Annotated in this window: 17 protein-coding genes and 1 pseudogene; 7 read left to right on the forward strand and 11 right to left on the reverse strand. The window is 42.3% G+C overall.

Translation table 11 applies throughout. The features are described 5' to 3' along the window. Positions 1-121, forward strand: a pseudogene (locus PSH50_RS17970) (elongation factor Tu); the annotation flags it as partial. Positions 122-345: 224 nt separating this feature from the next. On the opposite strand, the gene PSH50_RS17975 reads toward PSH50_RS17970, so the two are convergent. From PSH50_RS17975 to PSH50_RS18000, 6 genes are all read right to left on the reverse strand, one after another. Beyond that, positions 346-1,542, reverse strand: a complete 1,197-nt coding sequence (locus PSH50_RS17975) for a dipeptidase (protein WP_273609952.1) — start codon at positions 1,540-1,542, stop codon at positions 346-348. A gap of 64 nt (positions 1,543-1,606) precedes the next feature. Beyond that, a complete protein-coding gene (locus tag PSH50_RS17980) occupies positions 1,607-1,861 on the reverse strand; it encodes a YheU family protein (protein WP_004589625.1) in 255 nt (84 codons plus the stop codon). Continuing rightward, a complete protein-coding gene (locus tag PSH50_RS17985) occupies positions 1,858-2,850 on the reverse strand; it encodes a hydrolase (RefSeq protein ID WP_024033940.1) in 993 nt (330 codons plus the stop codon). Before PSH50_RS17985 ends, PSH50_RS17980 begins: the two co-directional genes overlap by 4 nt. A 111-nt stretch (positions 2,851-2,961) precedes the next feature. Further along, positions 2,962-3,108 (reverse strand): hypothetical protein, encoded by a 147-nt coding sequence (locus tag PSH50_RS17990; protein WP_004589623.1) that lies wholly within the window; start codon positions 3,106-3,108, stop codon positions 2,962-2,964. A 245-nt stretch (positions 3,109-3,353) separates the two neighbouring features. Continuing rightward, positions 3,354-3,776: a TIGR02444 family protein gene (locus PSH50_RS17995; RefSeq protein WP_055255260.1), complete on the reverse strand. Its 423-nt coding sequence runs from the start codon at positions 3,774-3,776 to the stop codon at positions 3,354-3,356. After that, the gene (locus PSH50_RS18000; RefSeq protein ID WP_055255261.1) at positions 3,760-5,682 is read right to left on the reverse strand and encodes an ATP-binding cassette domain-containing protein; all 1,923 of its coding nucleotides are present in this window, start codon (positions 5,680-5,682) and stop codon (positions 3,760-3,762) included. Before PSH50_RS18000 ends, PSH50_RS17995 begins: the two co-directional genes overlap by 17 nt. Before the next feature lie 132 nt (positions 5,683-5,814). On the opposite strand from PSH50_RS18000, the gene PSH50_RS18005 reads away from it, so the two are divergent. After that, positions 5,815-6,018 (forward strand): YheV family putative zinc ribbon protein, encoded by a 204-nt coding sequence (locus tag PSH50_RS18005; protein ID WP_004589620.1) that lies wholly within the window; start codon positions 5,815-5,817, stop codon positions 6,016-6,018. 24 nt (positions 6,019-6,042) lie between these two features. On the opposite strand, the gene PSH50_RS18010 is transcribed toward PSH50_RS18005, so the two are convergent. Both PSH50_RS18010 and PSH50_RS18015 read right to left on the reverse strand, forming a co-directional pair. After that, positions 6,043-6,255 (reverse strand): SlyX family protein, encoded by a 213-nt coding sequence (locus PSH50_RS18010; RefSeq protein WP_004589619.1) that lies wholly within the window; start codon positions 6,253-6,255, stop codon positions 6,043-6,045. Next, the gene (locus PSH50_RS18015; protein WP_024033936.1) at positions 6,242-7,240 is read right to left on the reverse strand and encodes a WD40 repeat domain-containing protein; all 999 of its coding nucleotides are present in this window, start codon (positions 7,238-7,240) and stop codon (positions 6,242-6,244) included. The genes PSH50_RS18010 and PSH50_RS18015 overlap by 14 nt, the downstream gene beginning before the upstream one ends. Positions 7,241-7,444: 204 nt before the next feature. On the opposite strand from PSH50_RS18015, the gene fkpA reads away from it, so the two are divergent. Continuing rightward, entirely contained in the window at positions 7,445-8,191 is a 747-nt protein-coding gene (gene fkpA / locus PSH50_RS18020; RefSeq protein ID WP_004589617.1) for an FKBP-type peptidyl-prolyl cis-trans isomerase, read from the forward strand. A 58-nt stretch (positions 8,192-8,249) separates the two neighbouring features. Here fkpA and rsd read toward each other — a convergent pair whose 3' ends face one another. Next, a complete protein-coding gene (gene rsd / locus PSH50_RS18025) occupies positions 8,250-8,720 on the reverse strand; it encodes a sigma D regulator (protein WP_273609953.1) in 471 nt (156 codons plus the stop codon). A gap of 524 nt (positions 8,721-9,244) precedes the next feature. On the opposite strand from rsd, the gene hemE reads away from it, so the two are divergent. Continuing rightward, positions 9,245-10,309, forward strand: a complete 1,065-nt coding sequence (gene hemE, locus PSH50_RS18030) for a uroporphyrinogen decarboxylase (protein WP_024033935.1) — start codon at positions 9,245-9,247, stop codon at positions 10,307-10,309. A 68-nt stretch (positions 10,310-10,377) separates the two neighbouring features. On the opposite strand, the gene sthA is transcribed toward hemE, so the two are convergent. Both sthA and PSH50_RS18040 read right to left on the reverse strand, forming a co-directional pair. Beyond that, a complete protein-coding gene (gene sthA, locus PSH50_RS18035) occupies positions 10,378-11,808 on the reverse strand; it encodes a Si-specific NAD(P)(+) transhydrogenase (RefSeq protein WP_029774151.1) in 1,431 nt (476 codons plus the stop codon). Between the two features lie 13 nt (positions 11,809-11,821). Beyond that, positions 11,822-12,955 carry a fatty acid desaturase gene (locus PSH50_RS18040; RefSeq protein WP_054983308.1) on the reverse strand — a complete coding sequence of 378 codons (1,134 nt, stop codon included), beginning with the start codon at positions 12,953-12,955 and terminating at the stop codon, positions 11,822-11,824. A 127-nt stretch (positions 12,956-13,082) separates the two neighbouring features. Here PSH50_RS18040 and fabR point away from each other — a divergent pair, with 127 nt between their 5' ends. The 3 genes from fabR to leuB all read left to right on the forward strand — a co-directional run bounded on the left by fabR (position 13,083) and on the right by leuB (position 16,734). Continuing rightward, a complete protein-coding gene (fabR, locus tag PSH50_RS18045; protein ID WP_126008557.1) occupies positions 13,083-13,715 on the forward strand; it encodes an HTH-type transcriptional repressor FabR in 633 nt (210 codons plus the stop codon). 392 nt (positions 13,716-14,107) lie between these two features. Continuing rightward, positions 14,108-15,661 carry a 2-isopropylmalate synthase gene (leuA, locus tag PSH50_RS18050; RefSeq protein ID WP_004589389.1) on the forward strand — a complete coding sequence of 518 codons (1,554 nt, stop codon included), beginning with the start codon at positions 14,108-14,110 and terminating at the stop codon, positions 15,659-15,661. After that, the gene (gene leuB, locus PSH50_RS18055) at positions 15,658-16,734 is read left to right on the forward strand and encodes a 3-isopropylmalate dehydrogenase (protein WP_004589388.1); all 1,077 of its coding nucleotides are present in this window, start codon (positions 15,658-15,660) and stop codon (positions 16,732-16,734) included. Before leuA ends, leuB begins: the two co-directional genes overlap by 4 nt. Positions 16,735-16,736 lie beyond the last annotated feature (2 nt).

Below are 16,736 nucleotides of genomic sequence, written 5' to 3' on the forward strand. Positions count from 1 at the left end.
TAACGTTAAGATGACAGTAACTCTAATCGCGCCAATCGCGATGGACGAAGGTCTTCGTTTCGCTATCCGTGAAGGTGGCCGTACTGTAGGTGCTGGTGTTGTAGCAACTATCGTAGAGTAATAATTAGCCTAGCTAATTAATACTAAAAAGAGGTCACTTCGGTGGCCTTTTTTAATGCCTGAAGAAAAGTGTTTAGTTTTCAGCTATCAGCTATTAGTCGCTTGGTGTTAAATTATACTTAACACATAAAAAAGCACGACTTTAAGCCGTGCTATTAATTAAATTTTTTGACAACTGACAACTGACAACTGACAACTGACAACTGACAGCTTACAGCTTACAGCTTAGTGCTTTTTCGCATATGCTTCGGCTTGCTTCCAAACCCTTAGCGTATTTTCGCTTAAAATCTTTTTAATGTCTGAATCGCTGTAGCCTCTGTCCATTAAGCCTTGTACTAGGTTAGGGTAGCTAGATACATCCTTTAAGCCAATCGGTAACGAATCGCCAACCCCATCGTAGTCAGAGCCAATGCCCACGTAATCAATGCCAATAAGCTCTACAACGTGATCAATATGATCAAGTACTTGCTCAAGGCTTGCAAACGGGAATGGGTTTTTAGCGCGGTACGCTGCATCAAAGTCTTTACTTGGCTTAGTGCCTTCTTTTTTAACGGTCTCTTTAGTACTTTTAAGGTTTTTGTACCACGCACCGGCTTTAGAGGTTACAAAGCTTGAGCCAAAGTTAATTTGAATAACCCCGCCATTCTTTTTAAGCGCTAATAACATGTCATCATTCATATTACGCTCAAAGCCTGGCGTGTATTTGCGCAGTGAAGAGTGTGAAGCAATAACCGGCGTTTTAGATAGCTCCATTACCTGATAAAACGCATCATCTGATATATGTGATACGTCAATTAGCATACCGACGTTGTTCATTTCAGTAATTAGCTTTTTACCAAATGGGCTTAAACCTTTCCATTTACGGCGAATATCGTATGATGAGTCAGAAATATGGTTGCTTTGCGAGTGCGCAAGCGTGATGTAGCGTACACCGCGGTCAAAAAAGTGCTGAAGGTTTTCCATTTTTCCTTCAATTGGCGAGCCATTTTCCATGCCCATCGCAATTGACAGTTTACCTTGCTCAAATTGCGCTTCTATATCCGCTGTTGAGCTAGCAATAGCAAATTTTTCAGGGGCACGTTGTGCAATGGCTTCCATGCTATCAATCATTTGATTGGCTAGCTGGTAGCTTTTACCTTTGCCTTCAAATTCTAAGTGAGCAGGAATATAAATCGACATAAAAGGGGCGTTTAACCCCCCTTGAACTGCGCGAGGGTAGTCAAAGTCGCCGCCGTCGGTGGCTTTAGTTACATCAACCCATTTTTCGTGGATACGATAAGGTACATCAATATGGGTGTCGATTAAAATAGTGTCTTTTGCTAGTTTTACTGCTTTGTCTGACGGGCTTTTTACTTGCTCTGCAAAGGCTTGTGGTGTTAAAGCTAGTGATATGGCTACCACTAGAGTGCTGAGTTTTATCATGTTTTGGCTCTTTGGGTAAAAAGCCATTGTGTACGTTCAGCTCAAAAGTTACAAGTGTTAGGCGCTAATCAAACGACTGTGCTTCATGCTCTTCGCTTTGCAGTGCTTTAAATTCATTTTTTGAAATAATAGTGACCGACTCATGTAGCTCAGAAAAAAACACCATCGCTTCACCATTTCTAAGCTGCTGATTAACCTGCGCTACTTTACTTTGAATACTCACTTCTTGCTCACCATAATCGGTGCCTTCACGAAGCACGTAGCTTTCAATTAGGTTGTAGAGGGTGTCTTTATCAAGTTGTTCAAAAGGGATAATCATAACTGCTTACTGCTCGCTTTAGTGGGGACGTGCTGGCCAAAATAATGAGGGACGGCTTGTTCAAGCCAAAATACTGGCCTAAACGGATTATTACCGCTAATAAACCCTACGTGGCCGCCTTTTTCAGAGACGCTCAGGGTAACATGCTCACTCACATCTTGCCTACTTGGCACGGCTTTAATCGACAACATTGGATCGTCCTTGGCATGAATTATTAACGTAGGAATCGCAATATGTTTTAAGTAAGGCATTGCGCTGGCTTGGCGATAGTAATCATGTGCGTTTTCAAAGCCATGCAGTGGAGCAGTTAGTTGATTATCAAACTCCAGCAAATCATCAATTTTCATTAACTGCTCAGAGGTAATAGGTATTTGCTGCTTAATTTGTGGCAATTTACGCTGCATTGATTTTTTCATTCTATCGAGCAAATACTTTTGGTAAATTTTGCCTAAGCTTTTACGAATAACATCGCTTGATGATGATAAATCATAAGGAGCCGAAACCACGGCTGCAGCACTTAATGGGCAGTTTTCTCGCTCTTCGCCTAGGTATTTAGCCAGTACATTGCCCCCTAACGAAAAACCAACAGCCATAATAGGGCGGCTGGGAAATTGCTCCCTTAAATGATTTATAAAAAAAGCTAAGTCGGCGGTATCGCCACTATGATAAGCGCGCGGTAAGCGGTTAACTTCACTTGAGCAGTTTCTAAAGTGCATAAGTACTACGGCATAGCCTTGCTTTTTTAAGGCTTTCATCATGCCTTTGGCATAAAAGCTATTTATGTTGCCTTCAAGGCCATGTAAAACCACAGCAAGGGGAGCGTTTTCGTTATGAGGCAGCGACCATGCAAGTTCAATAAAATCGCCGTCGGGCGTATCAAGTTGCTCAAGTTCGTAGGACGTATTGTGAAATGGACGGAAAAAACGCGGCATTATGGTTTGAACGTGACGATTGGTCATCCACCATGCTGGTTTAAACTTATTGATCATGTTTGTACTACGCACTATGAAAAAAACGAAACGTTAGTGTACCAAATTTTTCGCTTTATAAAATAAAAAGCGCCTAATCAGTAACCTGAGTAGGCGCTTTGTGCGTCGTGCTTAATGATGCTCGGGAACTTCAGCCTCGCTAATTTTTTTAATAAAGTAAAAAGCGTAAAATAGGCAAAGAGAAATCACTACGCCTAAAATCCCAAAAGACATAAATAAAACTGGGTCGCTAAAAAAGTCTCTAAAGAATACGTTCATGATTAATCTCCTCGTTCAGTTGATGGAGACATCATAAAGTGACTTTGCAAAGCATAATGTGATCGAGATCAAACTATTCCCCTGCGTGGAAAAAGTAACCAAGTAAAGTTGATGTAGATCATGTTTTTGGGGTTATTCAGTTCCTACTACAGCGCCTATAGGCTTTGAATAATCAATTGGCTTAAAGATCTTTTGCACAAAGAAAATAGAATGAACATTTAGAAGAGGGTGTAAAAACTGACAGCCTAAGTGGCTTTCACATACAGCTCGATATTGTTTGGCTTTACAGCTTCTAAAAAGCTAAGTTTATTCGCTGTATCAATCAGTATTTGCTGTTGTTGCTTTTCAAGCTTTAATTCGGCGCTTAATAGCTCTTGGCGTATTTTTGCATAGTCGCTGATACTTTCTTGATTGGCTTTTAAATACTTGCGTGTGGCACGCAGAGGCTTAAGTGCCTGCGTATCAAACTCATTAATCGACGCTATTAACGCACTGAGCTGCTCGGCATTAATGCTTAGTTTAAGTGAATCTAAGTACAGCAAAAATAAGCACAGATTAACGTTTTTACCCTGCTGGTTTTGCAGTGCCAGCAAGGTTTGTTGTTGCCCTGGCTTTGCGTACAAAGCGCAGGCAAATTGCCAAAAGTCGTTTTTATTGAGCAAGTTCATCGGCAAAGGCCTGCTCTTTTTCTTCCATTTCTTCAAGCGCCATCAGTAGCTCTTCTTCAGTGTCGTTTACTTTAGGGGTAAGCGTTGCTTGCTTAGCAATTAGCTCTTTTAACTGGGCTTTATTGTCGTCGTTGTAGAGTGTGTTGTCGCCAAGGGCTACTTCAACTTCGCTAAGCTCTGCAGTAAATTTATCGAGCTGCTTTTCAAGCTTTTCAATTTGTTTTTTAAGCGGTTGAATGGCTTTTCTAAACTCAGCTTCTAGGCGCTTTTGCTCTTTACGATTAACGCTTGGATTTGCTTTTGGCTCGTCAGGTTGCTGGCTTTTAGCGGCTTCTTTATTGGCATTGAGTAACCATTGGTAATACGCATCTAAGTCGTAACCAAACTGAGTCACTTTGCCATCATCGACTAAATAAAATTCATCGGCGGTGTTTTTAAGCATATGGCGATCGTGCGATACGGTAACCATGGCGCCTTCAAAGCCTTGCAGTGCCATCACTAGCGCGTGGCGCATTTCTAAATCAAGGTGGTTAGTTGGCTCATCAAGTAGTAGTAAATTGGGTTTTTGATACACCAACATGGCTAGCACTAAGCGGGCTTTTTCACCGCCCGAAAACGGCGCCACGGGTTCAAGTGCTTTATCGCCAATAAATGCAAAGCCACCTAAAAAGTCACGTAATGATTGCTCAGTGGCCTGTGGGTTTAAGCGTTGAATATGGGTCACTGCGCTTGCTTTTAAATCAAGCGATTCAAGTTGGTGCTGCGCAAAGTAACCTATATTTAAGCCATGGTGCTGAACCACTTTACCTGCTTGCGGCTCAAGCTCGCCCGCTAATAGCTTTATAAGCGTTGATTTACCCGCGCCGTTACGACCGAGTAACGCAATACGGCTGCCAGGAACTAGGTTTAGCGCGATATTATTTAAAATAGTGACATCGCCATAACCTGCTTTTGCTTTATCTAGGGTCATTAGCGGGTTAGGCAGGGCTGTTGGCTCGGAAAATTCAAAGTCAAACGGTGAGTCGGCATGCGCAGGTGCCAGTTTTTCCATACGTTCGAGCGCTTTAACACGGCTTTGTGCCTGTTTGGCCTTACTGGCTTTGGCTTTAAAGCGAGTTATAAACTGCTCAAGATGGGCAATTTGCTCTTGTTGTTTTTCAAACATTGCTTGTTGTTGCAATAAGCGCTCTGCTTTTTGGCGTTCAAACTGTGAGTAGTTACCTTTGTACACATTAATAAGCTGTTTATCGACATGCCAAATTTGATCAACCACGGCGTCTAAAAACTCGCGGTCATGAGATATAAGTACCAAGGTGCCTGTGTAGGCGCGTAAAAAGCGCTCAAGCCAGTAAACGGCGTCTAAATCAAGGTGGTTGGTAGGCTCATCGAGTAATAGTAAGTCGGCATCGCGAATAAGTGCTTGTGCAAGGTTTAAACGCATACGCCAACCACCAGAAAACGCGCTTACAGGGTTTTCTATTTGGTGATTAGCAAAGCCTAAGCCGTGCAGCAATTCGCCTGCTTTTGACTCTATGCTGTAGCCTTTAATATTTTCAAGCTGAATATGTACTTTGGCTTGGGTGTCACCATCGTTTGTTTGCTCAGCTTCACGCAGGGCAATGCGCAATGCATAGTATTCAGGGTGACCTTGAAGTACATAATCAATGGCGCTTATTTCAAGGGCTGGGGTTTCTTGTTTTACAGAGGCAATAGACCAATCTTTAGGTATATTGCAATCACCCGCATCGAGTTGCAGCTCAGATTTTAATAAACTAAATAAGGTAGATTTACCACAGCCATTAGCGCCAACTAAGCCCACTTTGTGCTGTGGAAATAAAGTAGCCGAGGCATTTTTTAATAAGGCTTTTCCGCCACGAAGTAGTTCTATTTCTGAGATTTGGATCATGAATGCGTTACTTTACTGTGCCCTGGTTAAGTTGGCGCTATCATACCATAGAACGTATTGCTCTTATCAAGCGTATCAACGTAGGAAGTTATACGATAAAATATGTGCAGTTCAAACCACAGGAAAAATGTTGTGAGACAAAAGAAGCGATTTATTGCTGGTGCATCGTGCCCTGAGTGTAAAGCCATGGATACCATGATGCTATACAGAGAACATGATGTTGAAAAAGTAGAGTGTGTAGAGTGTGGCCACAAAATGGCGCAACCCGATAACGCTGTTCAGGCATCTACTCGCCAATTTGAACAAGTAATTGGTGTATTTAAACCGGGCGATTAACCCGGTTTTTATTTTTTACCCACCTTAGTAATGTGGCGGAGGCGGCTCTTGCATTTGCGACATTAGCGACGGCTGCTGCGCTTCTTTAAGTTTTTCTGCTAGTAACTCAGTTTGGCGCTTCATTTTTGCAAGCTGCTGTTGGTGTGCTTTTAGCTCGTCATTTAATATTTCTATTGTTTCGTCTTGAAAAGCAACTTTTGCCTCAAGCTCCATTAAACGATTTTCAATTGTGTTCATTTGCTTCTCGTATTGTAAAGTGCTCTGCAATTCCGCTCGAGCTCTCGGTTAACAACGACTTGCCGTTATCTATAAACGTTACATCTAGCACCACAGCCGATTTAGGCTTACTGCCTTCACGTGGTGTGACTTGCCAAGTTTGAATTTTTTCTCCGCTGGGTAACTGCCATAAGTCAACGCGCTTATTGGGCGAGCCTGTGGCCAGCAATGTGCCTTGTTCGTTAAAGCGTACCGCAGTAAAAATTTTCTGACGCGCAATATACGCCAGTTTACTCACAAGATCACCTGTAGTCAGCTTCCATACATGTGCTTGCTTCATACTATCTGCGGTAAATGCGTAGCGACCTTGTGGGTCTAGGGTTACTTGGGTAACACGCGTCGGGTGATTAAAGCGATGAATTACTTGCCCTGTACGTGTATCCCAAAAATAAGCAACGTAATCGTTTGAGCCGCTTAAGGCATAGCGTCCATTAGGCGATAAATCAACGGTGTTTACTTTGTCTTGGTGGCCTAAAAACTCAATGCGGCGTCCGGTTTCTAGGTTTAAAAATACCACTACGCCGTCGCTTCTGCCGTATAAAACACTGCGGCCTTGGTTACTTATCGCAATATCGCGAATAGTGGCTTGTTGAATTTTATAATAGCCGCGGTTTTCGCCGCTGCTAATATCCCACACGGCAAAGGTGGTTTTTTCTGCGGTAACGGCCACGCTATTATCAAAGGCAATAGCCACAGCATACACTAGGCTTTCTTGTGATTGCTGTTGAAACCATTGATATTTTAGCACCTGCTGTTGATTATCCCACAGGGCGACCCCATGGTGAATGGAGGAGACTAGGCTGTATTTACCATCGTTAGATACTGCCGAGGAAAACGCACCCTGTGCTGCGTGTTCAAAGCGTTGTGCAGCTTGCTGTTTTTGATCGCTACAAGCTAGGGCTAATAAACAGCTAAAAGCGATTAAAAAAGTACGAAATATCGACATATTACAGGTATTTCCTCTTAACTCTTAGTGACTGAGAGGTTAGACTAGGTCACGTTGAAGGCCTAGGGTGTTTGTCTAATCACTATAATAGGTTAGGTTTTAATTTAGTTAGTTATTAAACAAGCAGCCTATCATGTAGGCCGTTAATCTTTAACTAGTAATAATACAATAAATGACAACTGCAAAGTGTGTCGGAGATTTAAAATGAAAAAGACGATTAGATTGTCATTGATTGCAGCGTCGGTTTTAGCGCTTACAGCTTGTAATCAAGAAGCAAAACAAGAACAAGCTGAAGTTAAATTAGACACTGTAGAGCAGCAACAAGCATACGGTATTGGTGCATCAGTAGGTAACTTTTTAAATAAAGACCTAGCTGATAAGTCAGAGATTGGTATTGAACTAGACCAAGCACTATTAATTCGTGGTTTTGAAGACGCGCTTGCTGGTAATGCAAAAATCGATGAAGAAAAAATCCGTGAAGTGCTAACTGAGCTAGATACATCAGTGCGTGCAAAGCAAGAAGCTAAAGCTAAAGTTGAGTCTGAAAAAAGCAAAGAAGCAGGTAAAAAATACCTAGAAGAAAATGCTAAAAAAGAAGGCGTAACAGTAACTGAGTCAGGTCTACAGTACGAAGTACTTAGCGAAGGCGAAGGCGAAAAGCCAGCAGCAACAGACGTAGTTAAAGTACATTACAAAGGTACTTTATTAGACGGCACTGAGTTTGATAGCTCTTATGCGCGTAACGAGCCAACTACTTTCCCTCTTAACCGTGTAATTGCGGGTTGGACTGAAGGTTTACAGCTTATGTCAGTAGGGTCTAAGTACAAGTTCACTATTCCTTCTGAACTTGCTTACGGCGATCGTGACCTAGGTAAAATTCCAGCTAACTCAACGCTTGTTTTTGAAGTAGAACTACTTGAAATACAAGATGACGAAGCACCTGCGCAATAAGCGGTAGCTTATAACGCAAAAAGGGACCATAACGGTCCCTTTTTTGTTGGCTATTTTATTAATCTGTGTGGTTAGAAAATAAATTATCTATTAGCTCATCTTCTAGTTCAAAACGCGCTTCTAACGTTTCGCCAAGTACCGACAAATCGTTATCAAACTCTGCTAATAAGTCCTCTTTATCTACTTCTGCGTATTTATCGTTAAAATCTAAAGCAATATCTGTTGTGCTAGAAATGCGCGGGTAAATTGTATTTGCCAGCTCTTGGCTTTCAAGGCCTTTGCTTTCACAGGCTTTTGCAATGTCATCGTACACTTCAAAATGGCCGGCAGATAAGTAATCCATTAAAATTTGGCAAAATGATTGAATTTGTTCTGGCTCTGGTAAGGCGTGATCTTTTTTGTCGTATGGCGAAAACCCAGCCATTTTACAATAAAGTACAATTAACTCTTGGCGCTCGTTTAACCATTTATCAATGACAGTATGGCTACCACCCCATTTTCGTTGAGCTTTCTCTACGCGCGTCAGCATTACTGTTCTCCTAAGCTGGGTCACTTTTATGGTTAAATTTAAATTTTCTTATACATCAAGATATATTTTATTTAAGTGTATATCAACAAGTAAAAGGTATGAGCTGGTGCATGTGTGTATTTATTGTAGGTAAATTATTATTTTATTGCAGACAAGAAAAAACCACCGGTTAAGGTGGCTTAATTTCTTGTTTTGGCCTGTTAATACAAGCTTTCTTATTGTTATAGAAGATTTTTGTTATTTTTATTATAAATATTTTTGTTATTGTTGTTTAAGATTTTTATTATTGTTCTTGTTAACGCGGGACAAACAATACCAAGGTTTTTGTTATGTTGCAAACATATTAACAAAAAGTTTTTATTGTTAGTTCTTTTTGGTTATTTAACACTCAAACGTGACTAAATAAGCAACAAACTAGGTTCTGTTAGCTGTAACACATGTTTTACGAGCTTAGCGATAGAGAGCCGGAGAATATGGTGGTACAATCTTGAACAATTTCTATAAGCCTCAGGATTATTTACGCTATGAGCGAATTAAAAAACGACCGTTATTTACGTGCACTTGCAAAACAACCCGTTGATGTAACACCGGTATGGATGATGCGCCAAGCAGGACGCTATTTACCAGAGTACCGTGCTACACGTGCACAAGCGGGCGATTTTATGAGCCTGTGCCGTAATGCTGAGCTTGCGTGTGAAGTAACACTACAACCCCTTCGCCGTTACCCGTTAGATGCTGCTATTTTATTTAGTGACATTTTAACTATTCCCGATGCTATGGGTTTAGGTTTGTACTTTGAAACCGGTGAAGGCCCTAAATTTGAAAACCCTATTTCGTCACTTGCTGATGTTAAAAAGATTCCTAAGCTAGACCCAACTGACGAGCTTGGCTATGTAATGAACGCAGTAAGTACTATTCGCCGAGAACTTAAAGGCGAAGTGCCACTAATTGGCTTTTCGGGTTCACCGTGGACACTAGCAACTTACATGGTTGAAGGTGGAAGCAGTAAAGTATTTGGTAAAATTAAAAAAATGGCGTTTGCAGAGCCGCAAACACTACATTTATTACTAGATAAACTAGCTGATTCAGTCATTGATTACTTAAACGCGCAAGTAAAAGCTGGTGCGCAATCGTTAATGGTATTTGACTCGTGGGGCGGCGTATTAAGCCCGCGCGATTACAACGAATTCTCACTGCAATACATGCATAAAATTGTTGATGGTTTAATTCGCGAATACGACGGCCGTAAAGTGCCGGTAACGCTATTTACCAAAAATGGTGGCCAGTGGATTGAAGCAATTGCAGCAACAGGCTGTGATGCAGTAGGTCTTGATTGGACTATTAATATTGGCGACGCTAAACGCCGTGTAGGCGATAAAGTTGCATTGCAAGGTAATATGGACCCGTCAATGCTTCACGGTACGCCTGATCGTATCCGCCAGGAAGTAGGCACTATTTTAGAAGACTTTGGCACAGGTGATGGCCACGTATTTAACCTAGGCCACGGTATTACACCAGATGTAGACCCAGAAAACGCCGGTGTATTTATTAATGCAGTACATGAGCTAAGCGCGCAATACCACAAATAACAACCGTAGTATTAATAGCTATTAAAAAGCCCGCTAATTAGCGGGCTTTTTGCTGTGTAGTAATCGGGTTAAGTAAATAACCTATTTAATCCATTTAACGCCGCAACACGGTAGGCTTCTGCCATCGTTGGGTAGTTAAATGTGGTATTTACAAAGTAGTCAACGGTGTTGCCTGCCCCTTTTTGTTCCATAATGGCTTGGCCAATGTGAACAATTTCTGAGGCACGCTCACCAAAGCAATGCACGCCAAGTACTTCTTTTGTTTCACTGTGAAACAATATTTTTAAACTACCAACTTCTGTACCCGCAATTTGCGCACGAGCTAAGTGCTTAAACTGAGCACGACCAACTTCATACGGTACTTTTGCAGCGGTTAGCTGTTGCTCTGTTTTACCTACCGAACTCATTTCAGGAATGGTATAAATACCGGCCGGTATATCTATAATTAGCTTATCTTCGCAATTACCGCAGGCAATAGCATCGGCAGCTATACGGCCTTGATCAAATGCTGCACTCGCTAAGCTTGGGTAGCCAATTACATCACCTACTGCGTAAACGTTGTCTACCTCAGTTTGGTACATTTCGTTGACTTTAAGTTGGCCTCGACCATCGGCTTTTAAACCAATAGCTTCAAGGTTTAGCGTATCGGTATTACCTGTGCGCCCGTTAGCAAATAAAATACAGTCGGCTTTTACACGCTTGCCCGATTTTAAATGCATTACAACGCAATCTGAGCGCGTTTCTATACGGTCAAACTCTTCGTTATGACGAATAACAATACCGCTGTTCCAAAAGTGGTAGCTAAGCGCGTCAGAAATTTCTGCATCCATAAAGGCTAATAAGCGGTCGCGTGTGTTTACTAAATCTACCTTAGCGCCTAAGCCTTTAAAGATTGAAGCGTATTCACAGCCAATAACACCCGCACCGTATATAAGTACACGTTGTGGGTCGTGCTCTAGGCCTAAAATAGTATCGCTGTCGTAAATACGTGAATGGCTAAAGTCGACCTCAGGTGGGCGGTATGGGCGTGAGCCAGTAGCAATTACAATGGTTTTAGCGGTAATACGCTCTGCTGAGCCATCAAGGCGCTTAATTTCAACCGTGTGTTTATCTACAAAGCTCGCATCGCCTTGGTACATATGAATGCGGTTACGGTCGTAAAAGCTGCTACGTAAGTTTGACTGCTTAGAAATAACAGAGCTTGCATGGCTTAAAATATCAGGAAACGTTAAGCGGCTAGGGCGCTCGCCAACATTAAAAAGTGGGTTTGCTTTGTATTCAATATAGCGGCTAACCGAGTGGCGTAATGCTTTTGAAGGAATTGTTCCCCAATGTACACAGCCACCGCCAACCGCTTGTTGGCGCTCAATAACCGCTACTTTTTTATCGTTTTTAGATAGGTTCATGGCGGTGCCTTCACCGCCAGGGCCCGTACCAATAATTATTGCGTCATATTGGTAAACTACGGGTGCTTTTTTTTGTTCTGGTTGTTTGGCCACAGCCACTCCTAAATTAATTAAAAGAGGCTTTTAATAACCTCGCATTAAGTGCTAGCCATGCCTGTTTTTGATTTTCCCAGGCGGCTTCCAGCTCATGGTATTGTGTCATTAATGCTGATTGTTCACACTGCTTTGCCATGTTATTTTTTTTAGCTTCTAACACTTGTTTTTGTAGTGAACAGTAATTTTGCAGCTTTTTCAGCAGTAAATCGTACTCTTGTTGTAATAATGTAAGCTTATCTTGCGCTAAAGGCAATTTTGAAAGGCGCGTTTGCGTTTTACTCATTAGCGTTTCGGCTTTGGCTTTTTCTATGCGCTCAACCGGGGTGCGCTTTAATTTACTGGCTAAACCGAGCGCTGCTAAAGAGCGAATCATCCATTTTGTTGGGTCGTAATGAAACCACTTAATACCGTTACGGTAATCGCTTGCAAAAATATGGTGGAAGTTATGGTAACCCTCGCCATAAGTAAATAACGCTAAAAAGCCATTATCGCGTGCAGTGTTTTTCTCAGTGTATGGGCGTGAGCCCCAAATATGAGCCAATGAATTAATGAAAAAGGTAAAGTGCTGGCTCAATACTAAGCGTAATAAACCTGCAAGTAGTAGCATACCCCACACATCGCCTACTAATAAACCAAGCACAAGCGGTAAACCGACATTCATGGCTATAACAAGCTTTAAGTAGTGTTTATGTTGCCACATAACAATTTTATTGCGCTGTAAATCGCGACAATTACTGTAATCGTTATAACTGTCGCCTTGGTAATCACGTAGCATCCAGCCAATATGGCTGTACCAAAAGCCGTTAGTTGCGGCGTAAGGGTCTTTTACTGGGTCATCTACTTGGCCGTGGTGTATACGATGATCGCTACTCCAGTGCAACGCACTGTTTTGCAAAGCAAATGCGCCACCAAGAGCAAAAATAAATTCTATTGCAGGGTGTACGTTATAGGCTTTATGCGCCCATAATCGGTGGTATCCGGCAGTGATAGATAGGCCTGCGTAAAACATACAGCCTACAAATGCAATCCAATGCGCGCTGGTAAATCCGTAACTAATGCCGTACCAAGGTACAAGTGTGACAGCCGCCAAAAAGGTTAGGCTAAAAAATAGGACGTTTGTCCAAATAATCGGTGGTTTATTCATCGTTTTTACTCTCAGCGTACAACTGTAAGCTAAAATAGTGTTTCAAACTCTTGGCGTCAAGTATTAGACTAGACAATTCGGCTAATTATCATTAAAACTTCATATAAAATTACTCAGGGAGCTGTGGATGTCGGGTGTTAGAGCACAACAGAAACAAAAAACACGACAAGCCTTAATTGAGGCGGCATTTAATCAGCTTAGTGCTGATCATAGTTTTTCTAATTTAAGCTTACGCGAAGTTGCCCGCGAAGCCGGTATTGCCCCCACCTCTTTTTATCGCCACTTTAAAGATATGAACGAGCTAGGTTTAACCATGGTCGACGAAGCAGGCTTAACCCTTCGCCAGCTTATGCGCCAAGCTCGCAGACGTATAGCCAGTGGTGGTAGCGTGATAAATACCTCGGTTGTTACCTTTATGGAGTTTATTGATAACTCAAGCAACCAATTTAGATTACTGCTGCGAGAACGTTCAGGCACCTCAAAAGCCTTTAGAGCCGCCGTAGCGCGTGAGGTAAAACACTTTATTTTAGAGCTTGCGCATTATTTAGAAAGCGAAACCAAGTGTGATTCAATTCATGCTTATATTCAGGCCGAAGCCATGGTAACACTAGTATTTAATGCCGGCGCTGAAGCACTCGATATAGAAGGTCAACAACGCGAAGAACTCATTGAGCGGGTTATTTGGCAGCTACGTTATATTACCCGCGGTGCAGGTCATTATATTCGGGAAACAAATAATCAGGTTAGCTTAAAAAATTAGCAATAAGTTAATCTAAGCACGCAAGTTTACTCAACACATTAATTTAAGCTAAAAAGTGTATCCGTGTGATTTATAAAACCTGAATATGCTATTTTTAGGTATATAAATTCCTTCAATGTGGGGTTTTTATTCCTTTGTTTGGAATATTTATGCTTGCACCAACTGCTTTGTAATGTTAAAAATAGGCCTCACTGAACACACACACAAGAAACAAGATGCAAAATATTCGTTTAATTACACTAAAACTTAACCTCTTACTGCTATGGTCAGTGAGCGGGGATTAGTGTGTTTGCATCGAGTTAAACACTAAAAACCCCGCAATTGCGGGGTTTTTTATTATCTCGCGGCTGGGATAAATTGAAATTTGGGTAACAGAGGAATGAGGGGCAGTTATGCAAGACAAAGATAAAGTATGGATTTTTGATACCACCTTACGTGATGGCGAGCAGGCACTTAAAGCAAGCCTTACAGAAGACGATAAAATTCAGCTAGCGCATACTATTAGCCGCTTGAACGTGGATGTGATGGAAGTGGGTTTTCCGGTTTCGAGCCCCGCTGATTTTCGCTCGGTGCAACGTATTGCAACCGAGGTTAAAGGCCCAATTATTTGTGGTTTAGCACGTTCAGTAGCAAAAGACATTGAAGCCTGTGGTGAGGCGCTTCGCACAGCACAGCAAAGCCGTATTCATACTTTTATTGCCACAAGCCCTTTGCACCTTGAACACAAATTACGTATGAGCCTAGACGATGCAACGGCCATGGCGGTTAAATCAATTAAATTAGCGCGTAACTACACTGATGATGTTGAGTTTTCGTGTGAAGATGCCGGGCGTACGCCGCACTGGGATTTATGTAAAATTGTTGAGCAGGCAATTAACGCCGGTGCCTCTACTATTAATTTACCTGATACCGTTGGCTTTGTAACGCCAGACGAATACGCCGCAATGATCCGCCATTTAATGAATAACGTGCCGAATATAGATAAAGCGCGTTTAAGTGTACATTGTCATAACGATTTAGGTTTAGCTGTAGCTAACTCGGTAGCCGCGGTACAAGCCGGTGCTCGCCAAATTGAATGTACAATAAATGGTATTGGTGAGCGTGCGGGTAACTGCTCGCTTGAAGAAGTGGCGATGATCATGAAAATGCGCAAAGACCACTTAAACGTACACACCGATATTAAAAGCGAAGAAATTTATCGCGCATCTCGCCAAGTGGCAAAAATATGCAATATGCCGGTACAGCCAAATAAAGCCATTGTGGGCGAAAACGCCTTTGCACATAGCTCGGGCATTCACCAAGATGGCGTATTAAAAGCGCAAAATACTTATGAGATTATGTCGCCAGAAAGCGTCGGTGTGCCAAATAACCAATTAAATATGACCTCACGTTCGGGTCGTCATGTTATTGAGCACCGCTTAGAAGAGTTAGGTTATCAAAAAGCTGACTACGATATGGACAGCTTATACGAGAGCTTTTTAGCGTTAGCTGATCAAAAAGGTACCGTATACGATTACGACCTTGAAGCCATGATTTACTTTAATCAAATTAACGACAAAGACGAAAAATACCAATTAGAGTTTGTAAACTCAGCGTCTAACTCACAGTCGGTAGCCAGCTCTACCATTGGGATGTTAATTGATGGCGAAGCAAAACAAGAAGCTGCTACAGGTAATGGCCCTGTTGAAGCCTCATTTGCGGCTATTGAGCGTTTAACTGGTATGAGCGTTGAAATGATTGAATACAATTTAGAAGCCACTGGCCAAGGCGCAAGCTCGCTTGGTCAAGTAAACATTATTGCTAAATACGATGGCCGCCCTTATCACGGTGCGGGTATTGCTGCGGATGTGGTAGAGGCGTCGGTACGCGCCATGATCCGTGTTTACAACTTAATTTATCGTGCACAAAAAGTGTCTGATTTAAAACAACAAAGGAAAGCAGGATGAGTAAAACAAACTACAGCGTTGCCGTATTAGCAGGCGACGGTATTGGCCCAGAAGTAATGGCAGCAGCAGAGCAAGTACTTGATGCTGTAAGCAATAAGTTTGGTTTTACCCTGAACCGTCAGCATCATGCTATTGGTGGCGCAGCCATTGACGAATTTGGTGAAGCATTACCACCAAAAACGCTAAGCGCGTGTGAAAACGCCGATGCCATTTTATTTGGCTCGGTAGGTGGCCCAAAATGGGAAAACCTACCCCCTAACGAGCAACCTGAGCGTGCATCGCTTTTACCGCTTCGTAAGCACTTTGGTTTGTTTTGTAACTTACGCCCAGCACAGCTTTTACCGGCGCTTAGCGCAGCATCGCCATTACGTGCAGATATTAGCGAAAAAGGCTTTGATATTTTATGCGTACGCGAGCTTACAGGCGGCATTTACTTTGGTGAAAAAGGCCGAAGCGGCGAAGGCGCTGAAGAAGCTGCATTTGATACACAAACTTACTCGCGTAAAGAAATTGAACGCATTGCCCGCTTTGCCTTTGAGGCAGCAAAATTACGTAGTAACCATGTAACGTCGGTTGATAAAGCAAACGTGCTTGCATCAAGCGTATTATGGCGTGAAGTCGTTACCGAAGTAAGCAAAGACTACCCAGAAGTAAGCCTAGATTACATATACGTAGATAACGCAGCTATGCAATTAGTTAAACAGCCTAGCCAGTTTGACGTGCTACTTTGCGATAACTTATTTGGTGATATTTTGTCAGATGAGTGTGCGATGATCACAGGCTCAATGGGCTTATTACCATCGGCAAGCTTGAATCAATCGGGCTTTGGTTTGTATGAACCTGCTGGTGGCTCCGCGCCAGATATTGCAGGCAAAGGCGTTGCAAACCCGATTGCGCAAATTTTAAGTGCCGCACTTATGCTACGTTACTCATTAGGCCAAGACGAAGCAGCGCGCACTATTGAAAAAGCCGTAGCCGAAGCCGTAGAAGCAGGCGTTGGCACGCCAGATATCTACCCACAAGGTGGATACAGCACAAGCGATGTGGCAGCTGCCATCGTTTCACGTATTTAATA

The sequence above is a fragment of the Pseudoalteromonas sp. Angola-7 genome (assembly GCF_028599255.1).
In the GTDB taxonomy this organism is placed as follows: domain Bacteria; phylum Pseudomonadota; class Gammaproteobacteria; order Enterobacterales; family Alteromonadaceae; genus Pseudoalteromonas; species Pseudoalteromonas atlantica.

Excerpts from the sequence above, each read along its gene's own strand:
- rsd (WP_273609953.1), bottom strand. The coding sequence starts at position 8,720 with ATGCTGACGCGCGTAGAGAAAGCTCAACGAAAATGGGGTGGTAGCCAT.
- PSH50_RS17985 (WP_024033940.1), bottom strand. The coding sequence starts at position 2,850 with ATGATCAATAAGTTTAAACCAGCATGGTGGATGACCAATCGTCACGTT.
- hemE (WP_024033935.1), top strand. The coding sequence starts at position 9,245 with ATGAGCGAATTAAAAAACGACCGTTATTTACGTGCACTTGCAAAACAA.
- PSH50_RS17990 (WP_004589623.1), bottom strand. The coding sequence starts at position 3,108 with ATGAACGTATTCTTTAGAGACTTTTTTAGCGACCCAGTTTTATTTATG.
- fabR (WP_126008557.1), top strand. The coding sequence starts at position 13,083 with ATGTCGGGTGTTAGAGCACAACAGAAACAAAAAACACGACAAGCCTTA.
- PSH50_RS17995 (WP_055255260.1), bottom strand. The coding sequence starts at position 3,776 with ATGAACTTGCTCAATAAAAACGACTTTTGGCAATTTGCCTGCGCTTTG.
- PSH50_RS18010 (WP_004589619.1), bottom strand. The coding sequence starts at position 6,255 with ATGAACACAATTGAAAATCGTTTAATGGAGCTTGAGGCAAAAGTTGCT.
- fkpA (WP_004589617.1), top strand. The coding sequence starts at position 7,445 with ATGAAAAAGACGATTAGATTGTCATTGATTGCAGCGTCGGTTTTAGCG.
- PSH50_RS18000 (WP_055255261.1), bottom strand. The coding sequence starts at position 5,682 with ATGATCCAAATCTCAGAAATAGAACTACTTCGTGGCGGAAAAGCCTTA.
- PSH50_RS18015 (WP_024033936.1), bottom strand. The coding sequence starts at position 7,240 with ATGTCGATATTTCGTACTTTTTTAATCGCTTTTAGCTGTTTATTAGCC.
- PSH50_RS17975 (WP_273609952.1), bottom strand. The coding sequence starts at position 1,542 with ATGATAAAACTCAGCACTCTAGTGGTAGCCATATCACTAGCTTTAACA.
- leuB (WP_004589388.1), top strand. The coding sequence starts at position 15,658 with ATGAGTAAAACAAACTACAGCGTTGCCGTATTAGCAGGCGACGGTATT.
- PSH50_RS18040 (WP_054983308.1), bottom strand. The coding sequence starts at position 12,955 with ATGAATAAACCACCGATTATTTGGACAAACGTCCTATTTTTTAGCCTA.
- PSH50_RS17980 (WP_004589625.1), bottom strand. The coding sequence starts at position 1,861 with ATGATTATCCCTTTTGAACAACTTGATAAAGACACCCTCTACAACCTA.
- leuA (WP_004589389.1), top strand. The coding sequence starts at position 14,108 with ATGCAAGACAAAGATAAAGTATGGATTTTTGATACCACCTTACGTGAT.